Origin of the sequence: Streptomyces sp. NPDC058653 (assembly GCF_042716895.1) — a bacterium.
In the GTDB taxonomy this organism is placed as follows: Bacteria; Actinomycetota; Actinomycetes; order Streptomycetales; family Streptomycetaceae; genus Streptomyces.
Genome location: NZ_JBHXRM010000019.1, coordinates 87202 through 102972 on the forward strand (window position 1 = coordinate 87202; position 15771 = coordinate 102972).

The 15771-nt window shown below is 71.8% G+C and carries 16 protein-coding genes; 10 read left to right on the forward strand and 6 right to left on the reverse strand.

The features are described from left to right. Window positions 1–46 precede the first annotated feature (46 nt). The 6 genes from ACFWU9_RS18320 to ACFWU9_RS18345 all read left to right on the forward strand — a co-directional run bounded on the left by ACFWU9_RS18320 (window position 47) and on the right by ACFWU9_RS18345 (window position 6248). Window positions 47–1405 carry an LLM class flavin-dependent oxidoreductase gene (locus ACFWU9_RS18320; protein WP_384319494.1) on the forward strand — a complete coding sequence of 453 codons (1359 nt, stop codon included), beginning with the start codon at window positions 47–49 and terminating at the stop codon, window positions 1403–1405. Window positions 1406–1470: 65 nt separating this feature from the next. Beyond that, complete coding sequence (locus ACFWU9_RS18325; protein WP_384319496.1) at window positions 1471–1929, forward strand: RrF2 family transcriptional regulator; 459 nt, start codon at window positions 1471–1473, stop codon at window positions 1927–1929. A 141-nt stretch (window positions 1930–2070) separates the two neighbouring features. Further along, window positions 2071–3369, forward strand: coding sequence for an acyl-CoA dehydrogenase (locus tag ACFWU9_RS18330; protein ID WP_384319498.1), 1299 nt, complete (start codon window positions 2071–2073; stop codon window positions 3367–3369). 191 nt (window positions 3370–3560) lie between these two features. After that, window positions 3561–4505: an esterase/lipase family protein gene (locus tag ACFWU9_RS18335; protein ID WP_384319500.1), complete on the forward strand. Its 945-nt coding sequence runs from the start codon at window positions 3561–3563 to the stop codon at window positions 4503–4505. A 244-nt stretch (window positions 4506–4749) separates the two neighbouring features. Further along, window positions 4750–5391: an alpha-ketoglutarate-dependent dioxygenase AlkB family protein gene (locus ACFWU9_RS18340; protein WP_384319502.1), complete on the forward strand. Its 642-nt coding sequence runs from the start codon at window positions 4750–4752 to the stop codon at window positions 5389–5391. Window positions 5392–5501: 110 nt separating this feature from the next. Beyond that, window positions 5502–6248, forward strand: coding sequence for a carbonic anhydrase (locus tag ACFWU9_RS18345; RefSeq protein WP_384319504.1), 747 nt, complete (start codon window positions 5502–5504; stop codon window positions 6246–6248). Between the two features lie 133 nt (window positions 6249–6381). Here the strand turns inward: ACFWU9_RS18345 and ACFWU9_RS18350 are convergent, their stop codons facing one another. Both ACFWU9_RS18350 and ACFWU9_RS18355 read right to left on the reverse strand, forming a co-directional pair. Then, the gene (locus ACFWU9_RS18350) at window positions 6382–7146 is read right to left on the reverse strand and encodes a YqjF family protein (RefSeq protein ID WP_384319506.1); all 765 of its coding nucleotides are present in this window, start codon (window positions 7144–7146) and stop codon (window positions 6382–6384) included. Window positions 7147–7198: 52 nt separating this feature from the next. Next, window positions 7199–7510 carry a YkvA family protein gene (locus tag ACFWU9_RS18355; RefSeq protein WP_384319508.1) on the reverse strand — a complete coding sequence of 104 codons (312 nt, stop codon included), beginning with the start codon at window positions 7508–7510 and terminating at the stop codon, window positions 7199–7201. Between the two features lie 395 nt (window positions 7511–7905). Here ACFWU9_RS18355 and ACFWU9_RS18360 point away from each other — a divergent pair, with 395 nt between their 5' ends. The 3 genes from ACFWU9_RS18360 to ACFWU9_RS18370 all read left to right on the forward strand — a co-directional run bounded on the left by ACFWU9_RS18360 (window position 7906) and on the right by ACFWU9_RS18370 (window position 10372). Beyond that, window positions 7906–8712 carry a polysaccharide deacetylase family protein gene (locus ACFWU9_RS18360; RefSeq protein ID WP_384319510.1) on the forward strand — a complete coding sequence of 269 codons (807 nt, stop codon included), beginning with the start codon at window positions 7906–7908 and terminating at the stop codon, window positions 8710–8712. A 70-nt stretch (window positions 8713–8782) separates the two neighbouring features. Next, the gene (locus tag ACFWU9_RS18365) at window positions 8783–9274 is read left to right on the forward strand and encodes a DNA-binding protein (RefSeq protein WP_384319512.1); all 492 of its coding nucleotides are present in this window, start codon (window positions 8783–8785) and stop codon (window positions 9272–9274) included. Window positions 9275–9361: 87 nt separating this feature from the next. Continuing rightward, on the forward strand, window positions 9362–10372 hold the full coding sequence (locus tag ACFWU9_RS18370) for a D-cysteine desulfhydrase family protein (RefSeq protein WP_384319514.1): 1011 nt from the start codon (window positions 9362–9364) through the stop codon (window positions 10370–10372). Between the two features lie 54 nt (window positions 10373–10426). Here the strand turns inward: ACFWU9_RS18370 and nhaA are convergent, their stop codons facing one another. From nhaA to ACFWU9_RS18385, 3 genes are all read right to left on the reverse strand, one after another. After that, entirely contained in the window at window positions 10427–12322 is a 1896-nt protein-coding gene (nhaA, locus tag ACFWU9_RS18375; protein ID WP_384319516.1) for a Na+/H+ antiporter NhaA, read from the reverse strand. Between the two features lie 123 nt (window positions 12323–12445). After that, window positions 12446–13180 (reverse strand): 2OG-Fe(II) oxygenase, encoded by a 735-nt coding sequence (locus ACFWU9_RS18380; protein WP_384319518.1) that lies wholly within the window; start codon window positions 13178–13180, stop codon window positions 12446–12448. A gap of 116 nt (window positions 13181–13296) precedes the next feature. Continuing rightward, the gene (locus ACFWU9_RS18385; RefSeq protein ID WP_384319520.1) at window positions 13297–13749 is read right to left on the reverse strand and encodes a MerR family transcriptional regulator; all 453 of its coding nucleotides are present in this window, start codon (window positions 13747–13749) and stop codon (window positions 13297–13299) included. A gap of 28 nt (window positions 13750–13777) precedes the next feature. Between ACFWU9_RS18385 and ACFWU9_RS18390 the strand changes: the two genes are divergently transcribed. After that, window positions 13778–14560 (forward strand): methyltransferase domain-containing protein, encoded by a 783-nt coding sequence (locus ACFWU9_RS18390; protein WP_384319522.1) that lies wholly within the window; start codon window positions 13778–13780, stop codon window positions 14558–14560. 12 nt (window positions 14561–14572) lie between these two features. On the opposite strand, the gene ACFWU9_RS18395 is transcribed toward ACFWU9_RS18390, so the two are convergent. Beyond that, complete coding sequence (locus tag ACFWU9_RS18395) at window positions 14573–15448, reverse strand: alpha/beta fold hydrolase (protein ID WP_384319524.1); 876 nt, start codon at window positions 15446–15448, stop codon at window positions 14573–14575. Between the last annotated feature and the right edge of the window lie 323 nt (window positions 15449–15771).

Consider the following 15771-nt stretch of genomic DNA (forward strand, 5'->3'; position numbering starts at 1 on the left):
CCGCGCCCGTAACCCCGTAGCCCCGCCCCCAAGGAGAAGAAGGCCCATGTCACGCGATCCGGAGCGCAAGCCCCTGCACCTCAACGCCTTCCTGATGACCGCCGGCCATCACGAGGCCGCCTGGCGGCTCCCGGGCAGCCCCGCCGACGGCACCGACGTCGAGCACTACAAGAATCTGGCCCGTATCGCCGAGCGCGGCAGACTCGACTCCCTTTTCCTCGCCGACAGCCCCGTCCTGCACGGCGACCCGGGCCGCCGGCCCTCCAGCATCCTGGAGCCCACCGTCCTGCTGACCGCCCTCGCCGGTGTCACCAGCAGGATCGGTCTCATCGCCACGGCGTCGACCAGCTACAACGAGCCGTACAACCTGGCCCGCAGATTCGCCTCCCTCGACCATGTCTCGGGCGGTCGCGCGGGCTGGAACATCGTCACCACGGCCGGCGCCGACGCCGCCCGCAACTTCGGTCTGGACGACACCCCGCCGCACCGCGAGCGCTATCTCCGGGCGGCCGAGTTCCTCGACGTGGCCACGAAGCTGTGGGACAGCTGGGCCGACGACGCGGTGGTGGCCGACAAGCAGAGCGGCGTCCACGCGCTCGCCGGACGCGTCCGCCCCATCGGGCACCGCGGACCCCACTTCCGCGTCGAGGGAGCGCTCAACGTGCGGCGCTCGCCCCAGGGTCACCCCCTCCTCGTCCAGGCCGGATCGAGCGAGGACGGCAAGGACTTCGCGGCCCGCCACGCCGAGGCGGTGTTCACCGCCCAGCAGACCCTGGAGGAGGGCGTCGCCTTCTACAAGGACGTCAAGCGGCGTGCCGAGACCTTCGGGCGCGACCCGGACGGCATCAAGATCCTGCCGGGGATCGTGCCCGTCATCGGCGACACGGAGGCCGAGGCGCTCGAACTCGACACGGAGCTGGACCGGCACATCGTGCCCGAGTACGCGCGGCGGCAGCTGGCCCGTCTCCTCGGCGTCCCCGACGAGCGGCTGGTGCTGGACGAGGAGCTGCCCGACGACATCCCCACCGAGGACGAGATCGAAGGAGCCAAGAGCCGCTTCACCCTGGTCGTGGAGCTGGGCCGACGGGAGCACCTGACGGTACGTCAGCTCATCGGCAGGCTGGGCGGGGGCCGCGGGCACCGCACCTTCGCCGGCACCGCCGAGCAGGTGGCCGACACCATCGAGCACTGGTACGACAGCGGCGCGGCCGACGGCTTCAACATCATGCCGGCGCTGCTCCCGTCCGGTCTCGAGGCGTTCGTCGACGGGGTGGTGCCGATCCTCCAGGAGCGGGGCCTCTTCCGTACCGAGTACACGGGGACCACGCTGCGCGAGCACTACGGGCTGCCGCGCCCGGCCAACCGGCTGTTCGACACGGTGGGGAGCTCCGCCCGTACGGGCTGACGCCCGCCCGGCCGACAATTCGGGACAGGAGGGCCGGGAGCGGGGCCGTACGCGATACTGCGCGCATGCGCATTTCAGCCAGAGCGGACTATGCGGTACGTGCCGCGCTGGAGCTCGCGACGTCCGGAGACCAGGCCCCGCTGAAGGCGGAGGCGATCGCCGCGGCCCAGGACATCCCGCACAAGTTCCTCGAAGGCATCCTCAACGACATGCGCCGGGGCGGGCTCGTGGTGAGCCGGCGGGGCGGCAACGGCGGCTACCGGCTGGCGAGGGCCGCCGGCACCATCACTGTCGCGGATGTCATCCGCGCGGTGGACGGGCCTCTCGTCTCGGTCAGGGGGGTCCGTCCGCCCGAACTCTCCTACACCGGCCCCGCCGAGTCCCTGCTGCCCCTGTGGATCGCCGTGAGGGCCAATGTCCGCCAGATCCTGGACGTGGTGACCCTGGCGGACGTGGCCTCGGCCGGGCTGCCGGACGACGTGTCCGCGCTCGCGGCGGACCCGGAGGCCTGGACCAACCCCTGACCCGGGCGCCGGCCGACGCCCGGGTCCGCCGACCGGAACGCGAGTCCACCATATGAACGCGCACTTGGGGGAGTGGGGACTCCGTGCCAGTATTCCTACTAATCCAGTGGGAAAACTAGGGATGTTGGAGGTGGCCGGCCCGTGCCGACGAGACCGGTGGTCCGAACCGCCGCCCTGCGCAAGCCCGCCGGGCCGGACGACGCGATGTGGCCGCGCGTGACACGGGAGGTGGCCGACGATCTCGCCTCCGACGCGATCGCCCGCGACCGGGCGGGCAAGCCGCCGTACGACGAGGTCGCGCGGCTGCGCGAAGCCGGTCTGCCCGCCCTCCTGACGCCACCTCCGCTCCACGACCGGGACGGGGCCGGTCACGGGGGACCCGACCGGCACAGTGGCGCCGACTGGCGCACCGCCACCGCCGTGATCCGCGAGATCGCGGCGGCCGACGGCTCCATCGGCGAACTCATCGCCCGCCACTACGTGCTCGCGTGGAGCGGCCACTTCTTCGGCACCCAGGACCTGCCCACCGGGGACGGGCCGCCCGCCGTCGACCGGGGCCTGCTCCTCGGCGGCGCCACCGACCTCCCGGACCCGGAGAGCGGCCCCGGCCTCACCCTCACGCCGACCGCGTCGGGCCATCTGCTCAACGGAAGCAGGACCTTCGCCGCGGGCGTCACCGTCGCCGACCGCCTCGTCGTGGGCGCTGCGTCCACGCGTACCGGCGAGCTGCTGATCGCGCTCGTGAACCCGTCACACGCCGGTGTACTCGTCACCACCGACAACGACCGCCTCGGCCAGCGGCTCACCGGCGCCGGCGGTGTCGAGTTCGACAACGTGCCGGTGGGCGCCGGCCATGTCCTCGGCGCGATGCCGCGCGACGAGCACGCGGTCTCCGCGTACACCGCCCTCGCGCCGCTCGCCCTGCGACTCGTCCTCAGCCATGTCGCCCTGGGCATCGCGGAGGGCGCTCTCGCCGAGGCCCGCGACGTCAGCCGGGCCGTACGCCGCGCTCCCCGCGCCGAGACGCACGACGATTCCGCCACGTACGCCGTACGCCCCAGCGGTGACCCGTATCTCCTCCTCGCGTACGGGGAGTTGGCGACCGCCGCCCACACCGCCGCCGCCGTCGTGGAACGCGCGACGGACGCTCTGGAGCAGGGGCTCCGCACCGGACGGGACATCGGGATGGACGAGCGCGCCGAGATCGCCGTGCTGGTCGCCGCGGCCGAGGCCGTCACCGGCCGGTCCGCTGTCGACATCACCACCCGCATCCTCGAACTCACCCAGGCTGCCGCCTCCTTCGACGGCGGCGCCGCGCTCGATCGCTTCTGGCGCAACGCCCGCGCGCTGACCGCGTGGAGCTCACCCACCCACCGGCTCCGCGACATCGGCGACCACTACCTCAACGGCACGCACCCGCCCTTCACCGCCCGCTCCTGACGCCCCCCGGCCCTCCGGCGCCGCAGAGGCGCTCCGCGCCCACCGATGGGGCAATCCCGCTCGGTGGAAACCGCATGGGGTCGGATGGCGGGCGTCATCGAAAGACGCCCCTCCTCCGGCGCCGTATCCCTGCGCCCCGCGGCCGGGATCAGGTACGGGGCCGAGCGGGGGCCTCACGCACGGGAGCCCCGTTGAAGCTCAGACATGCCGCCGCCGCGCTGGTCGGATCCGCGCTGATCGCCGTCGCGGCCGCGGCGCCCTCGTCCTCGTCCCCCTCCATCCCCTCGGGCTCGGCCCGCGCCTCGGCGCTCGCCCCCAACACCGGGCTGGCGAAGTTCTCCGCGGCCTTCACGCTGTCGCAGGCGGCCCCCGAGATGTCACCGGCCGGCGCCAACGACTGGACCTGCCGGCCCACCGCCGCGCACCCGCGCCCCGTCGTGCTGATCCACGGCACCTGGGAGAACGCCTACGCCAACTGGTCGGGACTCTCGCCCGTACTGAAGAAGGCCGGCTACTGCGTCTACGCCCTCAACTACGGGGCGCCCGAAGGCGACGTGTTCAAGGGGAGGGGCCATGTCCCCGAGTCCGCCAAGGAGGTGTCCGCCTTCGTCGACAGGGTGCTGGACGCCACCGGCGCGCAGACGGCCGACCTGGTCGGGCACTCCCAGGGCGGCGGGCTGCTGCCGCGCTGGTACCTGAAGTTCGAGGGGGGCGCCGCCAAGACCCACCGGCTCGTGGGTGTCGCGCCCAGCAACCACGGAACGACCGCCTCCGGCATGGCGACCCTCGCCAAGTCGCTCCGGGTGCTGGACACCACGGCGCAGATGGCCGGTCAGGCGGCGAAGGACCAGACGATCGGTTCGGACGTCAACGCGCGTCTCGACGCCGGTGGCGACACCGTGCCGGGTGTGCGCTACACGACCGTCGTCACGCGCACCGACGAGGTGGTCACCCCCTACCGCCAGCAGTATTTGGCCCCGGGCCCCGACGCCCCGGTGGAGAACCTGGACCTCCAGGACGCGTGCCCGATCGACATGAGCGCGCACCTCGGCATCGCCTACAGCGAGGTGATGTACCGGCTGGTGCTCAACGCCCTCGATCCGGCGAACGCCCGCCCGGCGAGCTGCCTCGGCTGACCCGGTCACCGGCCCCGACGGTCGTAAAGGGGAGGTACGGCCGGAGGCCCCGCGACACCATGGCGTGCATGACGCCATCGACGCGACTTCCGGACCGGCCCCGCACCACTCCCGACCCGGCACCCTCGACCCCGACCACTCGCGACGCCGCCCGCCGGAGCCTTGAGGCGCTCGCGGGGGGCGGCCGGACGCACCGGGACGTCCTAATCGCTCGTACGTTCGAGTGTGTGGTTATGCTGAACGTATGGCAGCGCACGCGCAGGGTTCGCTCTTCGACCAGACCGACGAGATCCGGCTCGGTCCGCTCACGGACGCCCGGCGGACCGAGCTCGGCGACGGCGCGTGGATCGACCTGCTCCCAGGCTGGCTCACCGGAGCCGACGCGCTGCACGAGGAACTGGCCTCCGGTGTGCCCTGGCGCGCCGAGCGCCGGCAGATGTACGAGCGGGTGGTGGCCGTGCCGAGGCTGCTCGCCTTCTACGGAGAGCGGGACGGACGGCGGGAGGAGCTGCCGCACCCGGTCCTGGCGCAGGCGCGCGAGGCGTTGAGCGCGTACTACGCCGACGAGTTGGGCGAGCCGTTCGTGAGCGCCGGACTCTGCTACTACCGGGACGGCCACGACGGGGTGGCCTGGCACGGCGACCGGAACGGCCGGGGCTCCCGCGAGGACACCATGGTCGCGATCCTCTCCGTGGGCGCCCCTCGCGATCTGGTGCTACGGCCCCGCCACCGCCACGACTCCGTCGTCCGCAAGCCTCTCGGGCACGGCGACCTCATCGTGATGGGCGGCTCCTGTCAACGCACCTGGGAGCACGCGATTCCCAAGACGGCGCGCGCCGTGGGAGCGCGCATCAGCATCCAGTTTCGGCCGCGGGGCGTGAGCTGACGATGCGAATGGTCACGCTCGGATCACATATAGCCAAGGGATGTTCAAAGGACCACCAAGAATTGGCATGCATGAAAGTCCTTTAATATTACGGACGTTAGCGTCCGTACGTGAAAATCACCCCACATGCTCAGACGCCGGTGGCGACCAGCCGCCGCGCGCTGCTCCGTGCCTCCGTTGCCACCGCGGCGGTCTCGACCGTCGCCGGAAGCGCACTCATCGCCGGCGCGGGGTCGGCGGCTGCCACCACCGCCACCTCGCGCACCAAGAGGCCCACCACGCCCGCCGCCGCGCTGGCCGAACTCTCCGCCGGCAACCGCCGGTGGCGCACCTTCAACCAGCAGCACCCGAACGAGTCGAGGGCGGTGCGACACGAACTGGTCTCCGGCCAGGCCCCCTTCGCCCTGATACTCGGCTGCATCGACTCCCGTGTCCCGCCGGAGCTGGTCTTCGACCAGGGGCTCGGCGACCTCATGACCGTCCGCTCCGCCGGTGAGGTCCTCGACGAGGCCGTACTCGGCAGCGTCGCCTACGGCGTCCTGGAACTCGGCATCCCGCTGGTCCTGGTCCTCGGGCACCAGTCGTGCGGCGCCGTCGCCGCCGCCGTGCACGCGGAGGAGACAGGGGAGTCCCTGCCCGCTCACATCCAGTACATAGCCGACCAGATCAAGCCCGCGATCGACCACTCGCAGGAGGGTGACGCGCGGGTGGACGCCACGGTCAGCGCCCAGGTGAACCTGGTCCGTTCGCGTCTGGCGGCGGAGCCCGACCTCGCCGCCAAGGTGGCCGCGGGCGAACTGCAGATAGCCGGCGCGCGCTACGAGCTGAACACCCAGCTGGTCCACCGGATCAGCTGACCGAACCGGGGTTCGGCGGAGCCCCCTTCACGGTGAACGAGGATCGCGGACGGGCACGGCCCGTCCGCGATCCTTCGTTTTCGGGGCCCTGCGAGCCGGTGCGCGCGGACCCGCGACAGCGACGCCGGACGCGTCAGGGGGTCGGGATGCCGCCGGGCCGCGCCGGACGTCCGAAACTCACCGGGACGCCCGGCGAGTACAGCACGCTGACCGGGTCCCCCGTCGGCGCGGGCAGCCCCGCCGCCGTCACCAGATCCTCCGTGCACTCCAGGAGATCCGCGCGGTGCAACGCCCAGCGCGGATGCGCGTTGGGCAGATACATCTGCCGGCCGAAGAACGTGCTGTGCATGCCCCAGCGGGCCGTCAGGAAGTGCTCCAGCTCGCTCGGCTCCTCCAGGAGCGCGCCGACCCGCAGGTGAATGCGGCTGCTCGCGCCCCGGGGGCCGGGCCAGCGCCGTCTGCTCGTGTACGTGAAGGTGTCGCCCGTCCGCTCGACGCTCATACGCGACCAGAGATACGGCAGCCGGAAAGCGGCTCGCGCGACCGCCACCGGTATCAGCCGCGACGCGTCGAGCGACCGGAAGACCACGCCGCGGCGTCCGTGCCCGTCGACCGAGTAGAGGCGGACGTTCGTCTCGGGGAAGGTCCCGAGATACGGAATGCCGGGGAGCCGGAACCAGCCCACCCGGTGCATCCGGAACGCGACCAGCCCGATGTAGGTCGTGCCGTGCAGGGTGTCCGGGGCGGTGCCCGGCGGCAGGAGCGGCGCCACATCGGCGGGGTCGGCCGCCCAGTGCAGAAAGGCCAGGTCGAGCCAGGACTGCGTGAGCAGGAGCCCGTTCGACGCGGTGGGCGGATCCGCCGAGATCGGTGCCGGGACCGACGAGGTGAACGCCATGCGGCCAGGATCGCAGAGCCGGCGTGCCGTACGGCGACCGGTCCCGGGTGGCTCACGCGTCGGTGCGCTGCCGCGTCGTGCGCCGGAGGCCGCCCGCCTTGGCCGACGCGGCGTGCAGGGAACGCAGGGTGAGCAGCAGGACGCCGATGTCGTCGAGGTAGATGGGGTCGGGCAGCAGATCGACCGGGCTCACCACATAGATCAGGGCGCCCCAGTACGCGGCGCGGTTGCTCAGCGGCAGCCCGGCCTCGCGCAGCATCGCGCGGGTCCGGAAGACCTTGACGAAGAGAACGATCGTCGCGACGAGCATCGCGACGCACGCGACGGCGGCGACCGCCAGGACCAGCGTGAAGTTGACGTCCATCGTTTCCGTGGCCTCCTCGGACGAGGGCCAAGGGGCCTGTCCTTCGGATCGGTTCCCTGCCTGTCCCCGACCGTGTTCCCGTAACTGCACGGTTCCACCTGCGCATTGGGCGGATTCACCGTGTCGGCGCCCGCCGAGGGGCGGCTTCCGGACCTCTATAAACCCAGCGTATACATCGTGTGTATAGTGACTCGCATGTCATGGGACCCCTCCTGGCCTGGCCTGTTCCGCCATGCCCGGACCTGTCCGGCCGGCTCCGCGCCCCTTCGCGGTGACGGAAACCGGATGTAAGTACTCGCCCCCGAGGGGCCCCTCCCGGAGCGCCGCGAGAACGCGGAGCGCGAGAACACAGAGAGAGCTCCGTCATGCCCCGAACCGCCACACCTGGCTCCGCCATGCCTGAAATCGGCCCGTTCGCGCCCCCGCGACGCAGGACGCGGGCGGTGCGTGCGGCACGCCGTACGGGCGTCGTCGCGCTCGCCACCGTCGCGGCCCTCGCCCTGACCCTCACCGGCTGCGGCACGCAGACTGTCTCGCCCGCCTCGGTCAGAGGGGATTCGGGAGGTGACGGCAAGGGGCGGTACGGCTCCGTCGACTGCGCCGAGGCCACCTGCATCGCCCTCACCTTCGACGCCGGACCCGGCGAGGACACGCCCCGGCTGCTCGACATCCTCAAGGAGGAGAAGGTGCCCGCCACCTTCTTCCTGCTGGGCAAGAACCATGTGCTCGCCCATCCGGACACCGTCCGCCGTATCGCCGCGGAGGGGCACGAGGTCGCCAACCACACCTGGAGCCACCGCGTCCTGACCGATCTCGACCGGGACGCGATACGTGACGAACTCGGCCGCACCCAGGACGCCATTGAGGAGATCACCGGCCGCAGGCCCACCCTGATGCGCCCGCCCCAGGGCCGTACCGACGGCGACGTCACGGCCGTCTCCCGCGAACTCGGGCTCTCCCAGGTCCTCTGGAGCGCCACGGCCAAGGACTACTCCACGACCGACTCCGCCCTCATAGAGCGCCGCATCGTCGACGACGCGTCCGCCGACGGGATCATCCTGCTCCACGACATCTACGACGGCACGGTCCCGGCCGTGCCCGGGATCATCGAACGGTTGAAGAAGCGCGGCTTCACCTTCGTGACCGTGCCGCAGCTCTTCGCGCCGGCGGTCCCCGAGCCGGGCGAGGTCTACCGCCCCTGAGGCCTTAGATGAACAGAGTGTTCAACACGGTTGGTTGACATCAACATGTGTGCCGACGCATGCTTGCCGTATGACATCGACGCCCGACCCGCAGGTCTCCGACCCCTTCACCGCACCCCGTCCCGACGAGGCCCGCGCACACCGGGTGCACGCGTCCCTGTTCCGTATCGCGGAGCGGCACGCCGCGACCGACGAGCAGCGGAGCAGACAGAGGCATCCGACCGTCATCGCGCCGCACGAGGCCGTCCGGCTCGTGTCCTTCCTGCTGAGCGGGGCCGCGAAGCGGGAGCCGGACGAGCCGGAGGTGGATCACGCCGACATCACCGCGGCCCTCAGCCTCGTACCGCGCGCCCGCGGGGACATGGACGAACTGGAAGCGGGACTTCTCCAGATGGCCCGGGGCCGGGGGCTGACCTGGCAGGAGATCGCCTTCGGCCTCGGTCTCGGCACCCCGCAGGCGGCCCGCCAGCGCTACGAACGGCTGGTCGGGCGTACGGCCGCCGACCGGACCCCGGACGACGACACCGGAGGGGGCGGCGGCCGGGGCGGCGACGCCGAGTAGGCCGATCGGCCGCGCCGGAGTTCCGACGCCGCGCGGGCCGGGGCGCCCCGTCCGGCGAGTCGGGAAGCGGGCATGCAGAGTAGAGCCATGGTGACCACGTCCATGGGCGACGGGCAGCAGCCCCGCGCCACGCTCGGCAGTTATCCCACCCCGCTCGAACCGGTGCCCCGACTGGCCCGCGCGCTCGGCCTCGGCGCCGACGACCTGTGGGTCAAACGCGACGACCTCATCGGTCTCGGCGGCGGCGGCAACAAGGTACGCAAACTGGAATGGACCTGCGGGACGGCGCTCGCCGACGGCGCCACGGTCCTGGTGACGACGGGCTCGCCGCAGAGCAACCACGCGCGCCTCACCGCGGCCGCCGGCGCCCGCCTGGGCGTCGAAGTCGTCCTCGTACTCTCCGGCGAGTCCGGCGACTCCGAGTCCGGCAACCTCACGCTCGACGGTCTCTTCGGCGCGCGGGTGGTGTGGGCCGGCGCCGGCGGCAAGGAGGAACTCGCCTCCACCGCCCGGCATGTGGCCGGCGCGCTCCGGGACCGGGGCGCCGTCCCCGCGCTGATCCCCTTCGGCGGCTCCAGCGTGCTCGGCGCCCGTGGCTACGTCGAGTGCGGACAGGAACTCCTCGACCAGGCACCGGACCTGGCGTGTGTCGTGCTCGCGCTCGGCTCCGGGGGCACGATGGCCGGACTGGTCGAGGCGCTGGGCGCCGAGCGGGTACTGGGCGTCGACTGCGGGGCGCTCGACGATCCGGCCCGCGTCGTGTCGGACCTGGCCTCCGGTCTCTCCGGTACGCACCACCCCGCGGAGTCACTGCGTGTCCGTCACGACCAGGTCGGAGCCGGCTACTCCACACTGACCGAGGCGTCCATGACCGCCCTCACCCTGGCCGCCCGCACCGAGGGCATGGTGCTCGACCCGATCTACACCGGCCGCGCGATGGCCGGGCTCACGGCCGCGGTCGAGTCCGGAGAGATCACGCCGGGCCGGCGTACGGTCTTCCTGCACTCGGGCGGAGTGCCCGGCCTCTTCGGGCACCGCGAGGCCCTCAGACGGGCGGCGGAGGAACTGGCCGTCGACGGCGACCCGTTGAGGACCTGACACCGGCACCGACAGCAACGGCAACCACGGCCGCCCCGGCCGCGCACCCCCGTCTCACGAGTCCGGCTCGGCGAGCGCCGCCCGCTTCCGGGCGGTGCGCACCGCCGCCGAGAGGTGCCCGATGTCGTACGCCCCGTGGTGGCGGCGCCCGTTGATGAAGAACGTCGGCGTCCCGGACACCCCGCTCAGATCGGCGGAGTCCACGTCGTCGTCGATCCGTGCCGCGCCCTTGTGCCGGTGCAGGTACTGCTCGAAGCGCTCCGTGTCCAGGTCGAGGTCACCCGCGAGGCGGAGCGCCTCGGCGAGCCGGAGCGTGCCCTCACGCGCCAGCAGGAGATCGTGCATCTCCCAGAACGCGCCCTGGTCGTGGGCGGCCTCCGACGCCTCGGCGCCGAGCATCGCGCCCGGGTGCACATCGGTCAGCGGCATGTGCCGCCATACGTAGCGGACGTCTCCGAAGTCGGCCAGCAGCTCCCGGATGACCGGCTCCGCCATCCCGCAGTAGGGGCAGTCGAAGTCGCCGTACTCCACGACCGTGACCGGCGCGTCCAACGGGCCCCGGATCTTGTCGAGTTCGGGATCGACGGGGACCGCGAGGTCGATGATCGACTCGGCCGTGCCGAGCAGCGCCCTGTTACGGCGCGCCCTGGGCAGCAGCCCGATCACGGCGCTGACGGCCCAGGTCAGCGCGAACGAGGACAGCAGCGCCGTGAGCGTGCCGATCTTCGCGTTCTCCAGCTGCTCGCCGTCGAAGGCGAGGGTGGCGATCAGCAGCGACACCGTGAATCCGGCACCCGCGATCGTTCCGCCCGCGGCGACGGCTCCCCACCCGACGGGCGGGCGCAGCCGGCCGTGGCTGAAGTGCGAGGCCAGCCACGCGGCGCTGAGGACCGCGATCGGCTTGCCCGCGACAAAGGCGCAGATGATGCCCAGCGTGACGGGGGAGGTGAAGGCCTGCGACAGCTCGTGGCCACTGATCTGGATCCCGGCGTTGGCCAGCGCGAAGACCGGCACGATCACATAGCTGGACCACGGGTGGTACATCCGCAGCAGCCGGTCGTTGGGCGAGATCGCCGCCGCGAGACCGATCCGGGCCGAGCGTTCGAGCTCCGGTGTCGGCTGCTCCCTGAACCGGCGGAAGAGACCGCTCGCGCGTTCCAGATCCCCTCGGGCGGCCGGGTACGCGAACGTGAGCAGGCCCATGACCAGCCCGATGACGATGGGGTCGACCCCGGACTCCCACAGCGCGATCCACGCGCCGATCGCCAGCACCGCGTACCAGCCGCCCTGGCGTACGCCCTCGTGGCGCAGCAGCAGGATCACACCGAGGATGGCCACGGCCACGAGCAGCGCGACGGGCGCGAGACTCTCGCTGTAGCCGAAGGTGATGACTCCGAGAGCCACGAAGTCGTCGACGACGGTCACGGCCAGGATGAACGTACGCAGCCCCGTGGGCAGGCGCTTGCCCAGCAGCGCCAGCATGCCCAGGGCGAACGCCGTGTCCGTGGACATCGCGGCGCCCCAGCCGTGGAGCTCGCCGTCCCCGGCGTTGATGAGCAGATAGATCGATACGGGCACGAGCATGCCGCTGACGCCGACGAACACGGGCAGCGCGATACGCCGGGCGTCGCGCAACTCGCCCAGGTCCCGCTCGCGGCGCGCCTCGAGGCCGACGACGAAGAAGAACACGGCCATCAGACCGCTGTTGACCCAGTCGCGCAGTTCGAGGGAGAGACTCCGCGAGCCGAACGACAGCGCCACATGCGTCCGCCAGAAACGGTCGTACGACGAGACGTCGGCGTTCGCCCAGGCGAGCGCGGCCACCACGGCGGCCAGCAGCACCGCCGCGCTGCCCGTCTCGGTGCGCAGGAAGGACCGCAAGGGGGTGCGTCTGGGGCCCCCGCACTGCGTCTGCCCGCTGTATCCGGCATCTGGTGAGGAATCCGTCATTTCTGGATTCTCCACTCGTACGCCGGTCGGGACCGGCAACGGGCAGTGTGTCGGCCGGGGCACTTGCCGGTCCCCGCGGCGGATTGCCCGGACACGGCCCCCCGGTCCCGGGGACGACGTGGATCAGGCGGCGTCGTGGAAGACGAGACCGAGGGTGTGCCGGCCGCCGGAGCGCACCGTGCTCACGCCGTGCCGCATGGGCGCGTTCGACCAGCCCCGCGCGGAGCGTACGGGCCTGTCCCGGGTGGTGAAGACCAGCCCGTGGCCCTGCGGGATCGTGGCCGACGAGCCCCGCGACTGCGCGCGCGGGCGCTGCTCGGTCATGATGAACTCACCCCCGGTGAAGTCCTCTCCCGGCGAGTCCAGGCCGATGACGACCTGAAGCGGGAAGACCATCTCGCCGAAGACGTCCCGGTGCAGGGCGTTCCAGTCGCCGGGGCCGTAACGGAGCAGGATCTGCGCCGACTTGGCCTGCCCCGCCTCGTGACACATCGTCAGCCACTCGTCCAGCGTGTCCGGCCAGGGCGCCGGGCGGCCCAGCCTCCCGGCCCAGTCGCGCGCGATCGGCAGCAGAGACGGGTAGAACGCGGCACGCAACTCCGATACCACATCGGGGAGTTCATGGGTGAAGTAGCGGTACTGCCCCGACCCGAACCGGTGCCGGGCCATGTCGACCGTCGTACGGAACCGTTCGCCGTCCTCGTACAGCGCCGTGAGCGCGCGGCACTCGGCGGGGGAGAGGAGCGGCTGCCCGGTGAGGGCGTTGCCGTACGCGTCGAGATCACCGGCGATCGCGTCCCAGTCCTGTGCCGCGACCCGTTCTCCGATCCCCTCGGCCGTGCGGTCGGTGGTCTTCATCGTCTCTCCGTCTCCCCGCTTCTGCGGTCGCTCTCGTCGCACTCCCGAGAGTGCCGCCGGGAGATCGCCCCTGCTGGCGGGATTCGGACATCGCACTGGAGGCGCCGACGTATGGCTCACATGTCGGCGATCAGTTCCCTGAAGTGCGGGCACGTCGTGAAGTCGTCGTGGTCGCACCCCAGCGCGCACTCGATCAGATCGAGCGAGGCCCGCGCCTCCGCGATGCGCAGCAGCAGCGCGTCGCGATGCCGCTCCAGCCGGTCGCGGCGTGCCCGGGGGCTGTCCGGGGCCAGCATCTCGCGAATGGCCTCCAGGCTCAGCCCCGCCGCCTTGGCCCGCAGGACGACGGTCACCCGGACCACGTCGTCGGCGCCGTAACGGCGCCGTCCGTTGCCGTCCCGCGCCGGCGTCAGCAGCCCCACCGTCTCCCAGTGCCGCAGCACATGGGTCGCCATGCCGAACCGGTCGGCCAACTCGCCGATCGTCAGGGTCGGGATCGTCTGGGTGGACATCCTCGGGGTCGAGACATGGGCGGTGGCCGGCACCGTACGCGCCGCGCTTGACTTCATGTCGACATTAAGTCCCAGGCTGGCGGGCATGTCCAACGACCCCACGGCTGACGCCGTACCCGACGGTCCGACCTCGCTCCCACCCCTTCTCGCGGCGCTCGACGCCGCCGACGAGGCACCCTGCGCGGCCCAACTGCGCGCCCGCTCCTACGAGTTGCTCGGCATCGCGGCCGGAACGAGACTGCTCGACATCGGATGCGGCGCCGGCCGCGCCGTGGCGGAGGCCATCAGGATCGGTGCCGACGCGCGTGGCGTCGACATCGACGAAGGCATGATCGCCCTGGCGCGCCGGCGTGTGCCAGAGGCCCGGTTCGACGGAGGGGACGCCCGCCGGCTGCCGTACCCGGACGCGTCCATGGACGCCTGCCGCGCCGACAAGGTGCTCCACAATCTCGCGAACCCGGCGGCCGCGGTCGCCGAGGCCCGCCGCGTCCTGGTGCCGGGCGGGCGGATCGCGCTGATCGGACAGGACTGGGACACGATCGTCATCGACGCCGCCGGCGCGGAGCCGACCCGTACCCTCGTCCACGCGCGCGCCGACCGAGTCGCCGCCCCGCGCTCCGCCCGGGGCTTCCGCGCCCTCCTCCTCGACGGGGGCTTCCACGATGTGGAGGTGGAGGTGCGTACGGCGGTCTTCACCGACGACGCCGTGCCGCCGATGCTCACGGGCCTGGCGGAGGCGGGCCACGCGGCGGGACGGATCAGCCGTTCGGACGCCGACGCCTGGCTCGGCGACCAGCGCGAACGGGCCCTGGCGGGGCGGGCGTTCGTGGCCGTTCCGATGTTCCTGGCCACCGGGACCCGCCCCTGAACGGCCGGCCACTCATCCGGCGGGCAGTTCCGCCTTCGCGAGGAACGTGCGGACCAGCTCGGCGACCTCGTCCAGCGCGCTTTCGAGCAGGAAATGGCCGCCGCTGAGCAGGTGCACCTGGGCGTCGGGCACATCCCTGGCGAACGCGCCGGCACCCGCCGAGCCGAAGATCTCGTCGCCCTTGCCCCACACGGCGAGCAACGGCGGCCTGCTCTCCCGCAGTTGGGCGTGCAGGCGCGGATAGAGAGGGAGATTGCTCGCGTAGTCGAGCAGCAGCTTCAACTGCACCCGGTCGTTGCCGGGACGCGACACAAGGGCGTGATCGTGCTGCCAGGTGTCGGGGCTGACCAGGCTCGGGTCCGGCACACCGTTCAGATACTGCCACTTGATCATGTCCAGACTGAAGGCCTGGCGGATGGCGGCGATCGTCTCGGGGTTCTGCTCACGCCAGTAGGCGCGGGCGGTTCCCCAGAAACTCTCGACGAAGCCCTCCTCGTAGCCGTTCCCGCTCTGGCTGATGATCGCCGTGATCGCGGCCGGGTCCTTGAGCAGCAGGCGCCAGCCGATCGGGGCGCCGTAGTCTTGGACGTACATGGCGTACCGCGTCACCCCGATGCCGGCGAGCAGCTGCGCCGTGAGGTCGGCGAGAGCGTCGAAGCTGTAGTCGAAATCCCCGACGGGCGGCGCGTCGGAGAGACCGAAGCCCAGATGGTCGGGGGCGATGACGTGATAGTCCTCCGCCAGCTCGGGGATGAGATGGCGGAACATGAACGAGCTGGTGGGAAAGCCGTGCAGCAGCACGACCGCAGGGGCCTCGGGCGGGCCGGCCTCCCGGTAGAACAGCTCCCGGCCCTGCACGGTGGCGTAGCGGTGATGGACATGGACCATGACGGACTCCTTCCTCCGCGATGTGCGACAGGACCCGCGCGGACGTGGTGCCCTCGGCGACTTCCCCACGGGTCCGCGTGCCGGTCCCGTTCCACTCCGACGAGGGCCGGGGGGCGCGTACGCGGGGGTCTCTGTCACCCGTTGTGACGGCCGCCGGCGGGCGCGGCGCGGTAGTGCCGGGTAGCCGCCCCGGCCGGCCCGGACCGTGATCAGGTGCTCGACCGGCGGGAACTCTCCCCGCGGTCGAGCCGCTGTCGCAAGGGGAGGATCATAGGTGTAATCCTGAAACACCCCCATATGGTCGACGGTAGTGTGCGACCTGA